We start from the raw sequence: 428 nt of genomic DNA on the forward strand, positions 1-428 counted from the left end.
AGGGAACTGACTATGTTCGTGCTGCGCACCGGCCTGCAGGGCCACAGTAAGACCCTGAACACCATCAAGGAGCTGGACGAGAAGTCCGCCACCACCGGCCGCCCGGTGTACTTCCACAACATCCGCGAGCTAAAGGTGGACAAGCTCAAGGGTCAGTGGGTCCCCTTCGATGATCCCAAGGCATGGTTCGATCTGCCGAAAAACTGCCTGATCGTGATCGACGAAGGCCAGACGTGGTTTGGCGTGCGTGCTCAGGGCACCAAGGTCCCCGAGTACGCTTCGCGCCTGGAGACCATGCGTCACAACGGTCACGAGCTCCACGTGATCACCCAGGACCCGACGTTCATTGACGCGCACATGCGCAAGCTGTGCAACGAGCACATTCACTACAACCGTCCCCACAAGGGCAAGCTGATCAGCCGTTGGCA

General features: G+C 59.8%; 1 protein-coding gene. It reads left to right on the forward strand.

What is annotated here, in order from left to right:
* Positions 1-12: 12 nt before the first annotated feature.
* On the forward strand, positions 13-428 hold a 416-nt coding region (locus U1R88_RS35255; RefSeq protein WP_322435525.1), incomplete at its 3' end, for a zonular occludens toxin domain-containing protein.

The sequence above is a fragment of the Labrys sedimenti genome, assembly GCF_034424805.1.
In the GTDB taxonomy this organism is placed as follows: Bacteria; Pseudomonadota; Alphaproteobacteria; order Rhizobiales; family Labraceae; genus Labrys; species Labrys sedimenti.